Raw genomic sequence first — 4,459 nt, 5'->3', positions numbered from 1 at the left:
CCCTTTGCCTCTTAGCGTCTTTGCGTGAACCGTTTTACCACGAAGGCACTAAGAAAGCTTCACTTTGCCATGCCTTATGGAATTAGACATCTGAATCCTCTGCGATTCTTGGCCTCTTAGCGTCTTTGCGTGAACCCTCTCTCACTTTAAATTCAGCGAAAATTGCTCAGATCCGTTTTGATAGAAAATTCTTCCTGAAAGCCTCAGCAACTCAATTTCCATCTCTTTGATATTGTACAAAGCCGTAATCAATCTGTCTTGAGCAGTCAGTAAGTTCACCTGAGCATCTCTAAACTGCAGGTAATCCGCAATCCCCAATCTAAACCTTTCCAAAGCAATATCGGCACTTTCAGTCGCTACCTGATAGTTTGCGTATTCTATATCTAACAGTTCTATATTCGTTTGGTAAATATTGTATGCCCTTTGTATGTCTGAAACCAATTGGATCTCCATTTGAGACACTGCAATTTCTGCATTTAATCTTTGGACCTTGGCATTTTGGATCCTTCTATTTAGCGCAAAACCATTAAAAATATTTATCCCAGCGGTAAAGCCATAATTGAAACCTACATTTTGATTGAAAAGCGCAAATCCCGCTTCAGCCACTGTTGTAGCATTATTGTATGAACCTATTAAATTAATGAAAGGTAACCTAGCTGCCTGAGTTTCTCTCAAAGTTAAATAAGCAACATTTTCGTTTCTTTGGGTAACCAAAAACTGCTTGTTGTTCATGTAGGCATTCTCTACAAGGTTTTCTAGAGACAAATTGTTTTCCACCACAATGGTATCATTTACCTCTAATTTAGTATCAGGAGACAGGGCGAGAAACTCATTGAGGTTAATTCGAGAGTTTTTTATGGCAAGCTGTTGATTGACTAAAAGTGACCTATCTGCATTGTAATCCACCTGTGCTGTCAGGAAATCTCTTTTTCCAGCTCCCCCTAACTCATACCTTGCCTTGGCAATATCAAGTCTGGATTGAGAAAGTTCAAGGGTTGTTTCCAATACCTTTTGCCTCTGAATCTCCAATACCAGTCGATAATAAGCAGTAGCTATGCCCGCAACTGTATTCTCAACCATCACTTTGGCTTCCAGTTCACTGACTTCTGCCAATTTACCCATGATTTTTATGGTGTAAATGGCTTCAGGCCTTAAACCATAACCTGCGATAATCGAATAATTTTCATTGTCAGACTTTGCATTATTTATTGTAGTGATTTCGGTTTGATTCACAAATTGCTGGTTTGCATCAACAATTGTATATGTCCTCAAAAAAGTCGCATCTATTACTGGAAATAGCAAGCTACCTCTTGTAATCTGCGCTTCCTTTTCAGCGATCAATTGATCATTGGAGGCAATCTTAACACCAAAATTTCTATCCAAACCTAACAAAATAGCTTTTTCCAGGTCAATATCTTCAGAATCCTGTGCCAAAATAAATTGCTGACCAAACAGTAATAAGGCCAGTAAACAAATTAGTTTTTTCATTGTGCTCTTGCTAATCTTCCTTTTTTAGAAGTTAAGAATGTATATACAGCAGGTATTACAAATAAAGTCAGAATGGTAGCAAATGCCAAGCCTCCGATTACCGCAACACCCATAGGAACCCTACTCTCTGCACCAGCGCCAAGTGCAAGTGCAATTGGAAGTATACCTAGGATTGTGGATAAACTGGTCATCAAAATAGGTCTAAACCTGGCTGCAGCAGCTCCTACAATTGCCTCATGTATACTCAGACCTTGGGCTTTCCTTTGATTGGCAAACTCCACTATCAAAATACCATTTTTGGTCACCAAGCCAATGAGCATGATAATCCCAATCTGTGAGAAAATATTCAAGGTAAAATCAAATAGCCACAAGGAAAACAAAGCACCAAATAAAGCCAGTGGAACAGTAAACATAATGGTCAATGGATCCAGGAAGCTTTCAAATTGTGCTGATAAAACCAAGTAGATCAAGATCAGCGCAAAAAGGAATGCGAAAATCAAAGAATTAGAACTGTCTCTGAATTCTTTGGACAAACCCGCCAAATCTGTACTAAATGATTCATCCAAGACTTCAGCCGCTATTCTATCCATTTCGTCCAAGCCTGAACCAATGGTATAGCCAGGAGCAAGTGAAGCAGATACAGTCGCACTTACAAATCTATTGAACCTGTATAGCTGAGGAGGTGTGCTTTTCTCCCGGATAGTTACCAAGTTATCTAACTGGATCAATTGTCCGTTTTCTGCTCTTACATACAGCATCCTGAGATTGATGGGCTCATTTCTATCTTCCAGCTGCATTTCACCGATAACCTCATATTGCTTACCGTTCATGATGAAATATCCAAACCTTTGACCGGAATATGAAAGCTGCAAAGTCCTTGCAATCTCCTGAACAGAGACTCCTATATTTCTGGCTTTTTCCCTATCAATTTCAACTTCTATTTCGGGTTTGGTAAACTTCAGGTTGATATCGGCAAAACTCAATACTTCACTACTATTGGCTTTTTCCATAAATTCGGGAATCACCTCTTTCAGCTTCTCTATGGTAGGAGCCTGAATGACATACTGCACCGGTAAACCGGCTCTTCTATCACCTATGGATGGAGGTTGTGTGGCAAAAGCACGGACTGAGGTATAGTTTCTCAATAAACCCTGTACCTGATCAAATATTTCCTGCTGGGTTCTGTTTCTTTCGGAACCATCTTTCAAGATTAGTCTCAAAAATCCAGAGTTGGTACTTGCGGTTCCAAATCCAGGTGAAGTCACTGTGATGATACCTTCTCTCTCTTCCTCTGGAATTACTTCCATAAAGTCCGCTGTCATCTGATCCAAAACCCTGTCCATGTAACCAAATGTAGCTCCTTCAGGCCCAGTCAGGTTGACCCTCATTTCTCCCCTATCTTCTATTGGTGACAACTCCGTCGGGATAATGTTAAAAAATTGATATATCCCAAAGCCCATTAATGCAATTATCACAAATGCAAACCACCTTACTCCCATAAACATTTCTAAGGCAGCATTATACTTTTCATTCAACCATACAAAAACCGGTTCAGTAAAATTGTAAAATGCATTTTGCTTTTCTCTTCTTTTCAACAACTTTGAACTCAGCATAGGAGTCATGGTCAAGGCCACAAAGGAAGAAATGATCACAGCCCCTGCTACCACAATACCAAACTCCCTGAAAAGTCTGCCTGTCGTTCCCGTCAAGAAAATCACAGGAAGGAATACAGCTGCCAGGGCAACGGTAGTGGCGATTACTGCAAAGAAAATTTCCTCAGCTCCTTTTTCAGCAGCCTTTTCAGGGTTTTCCCCTTTTTCTATTCTAGCGTAAATATTTTCCAAAACCACAATGGCATCATCCACTACCAGACCAATGGAAAGCACTATACCCAGTAATGTTAAAACGTTGATGGAAAAATCCATCACATACATAATGAAAAAGACACCTATCAACGATATGGGAATGGTCAGAACAGGTATAAAAGTGGTTCTCCAATCCCTGAGGAAAAGGAAAATAATGGATACTACCAATAGGAAAGCAATAAGAATAGTTTCCTGAACTTCTGCAATGGAGCTTCTGATAAATTTCGTGGAGTCAAAACCAATTCCAAGCTGAATGTCATCCGGAATATCTTTTTTGATGGTTTCCAGCCTTTTGTAAAACTCATCAATAATTTCGATATTATTAGATCCAGGTAGTGGTACCAAAACCACACCCACCATAGGAATACCATCTCTTTTTAATACCGTTCTTTCATTCAAGGCTGCAAGTTCCGCTCGGCCAATATCCTGAAAACGAACAATATTATTTTGTTCTTCTTTGATGATAAGGTCATTGAATTCTTGGGGAGAATTCAATCTACTTTTGGTCCTTACCGAAAGTTCAATGGTAGAACCTTCAATCCTTCCGGAGGGCAATTCCACATTTTCAGTCTGCACTTTACTCAAAACATCTGTAGGAGTGATGCCATAAGAAGCCATTTTCAGAGGATCAATCCTTAGGCGAATGGCATATTGTTTCTCCCCCCAAATCTGTACTGTACTTACACCTGGAATGGTTTGAAGTCTTTCTTTAAATATATTGTTGGCAACATCTGATAGCTCCAATAAGCTTCTCCTATCGCTTTGCACATTGAGGAAAACGATTGGCTGTGAATCAGCATCAGCTTTGGAAACTACTGGAGGTTCTGTATCTGGAGGTAATCTCCTAACAGCTCCAGAGACCTTATCCCGCACATCATTTGCTGCTGCTTCAAGATCTGCCCCTACATCAAATTCTACGGTAATATTACTCGTACCGTCATTACTTGTGGAAGTTAGTGAGCGGATACCGGCTATACCATTGATGGCTTCTTCAAGTGGTTCTGTGATCTGGGCTTCAATGACATCCGCATTAGCTCCGACGTAAGTAGTCCTTACATTGATAATTGGAGGATCCACGCTGGGAAATTCCCTGACTCCCAGAAGAC

2 protein-coding genes are annotated in these 4,459 nt (G+C 40.2%); both read right to left on the bottom strand.

Going from position 1 to position 4,459, the window contains the following annotated elements; genetic code table 11:
* Positions 1–141: 141 nt before the first annotated feature.
* On the bottom strand, positions 142–1,488 hold the full coding sequence (locus tag EA341_RS00730; RefSeq protein ID WP_293010763.1) for a TolC family protein: 1,347 nt from the start codon (positions 1,486–1,488) through the stop codon (positions 142–144).
* Positions 1,485–4,454 carry an efflux RND transporter permease subunit gene (locus EA341_RS00725; RefSeq protein ID WP_293010764.1) on the bottom strand — a complete coding sequence of 990 codons (2,970 nt, stop codon included), beginning with the start codon at positions 4,452–4,454 and terminating at the stop codon, positions 1,485–1,487. The genes EA341_RS00730 and EA341_RS00725 overlap by 4 nt, the downstream gene beginning before the upstream one ends.
* Positions 4,455–4,459: the final 5 nt, after the last annotated feature.

The organism is Mongoliibacter sp., from assembly GCF_007692705.1.
Taxonomy (GTDB): Bacteria; Bacteroidota; Bacteroidia; order Cytophagales; family Cyclobacteriaceae; genus Mongoliibacter.
The sequence above is the reverse complement of the archived record's forward strand: the minus strand, read 5'-3'. Positions and strand labels throughout refer to the sequence as shown.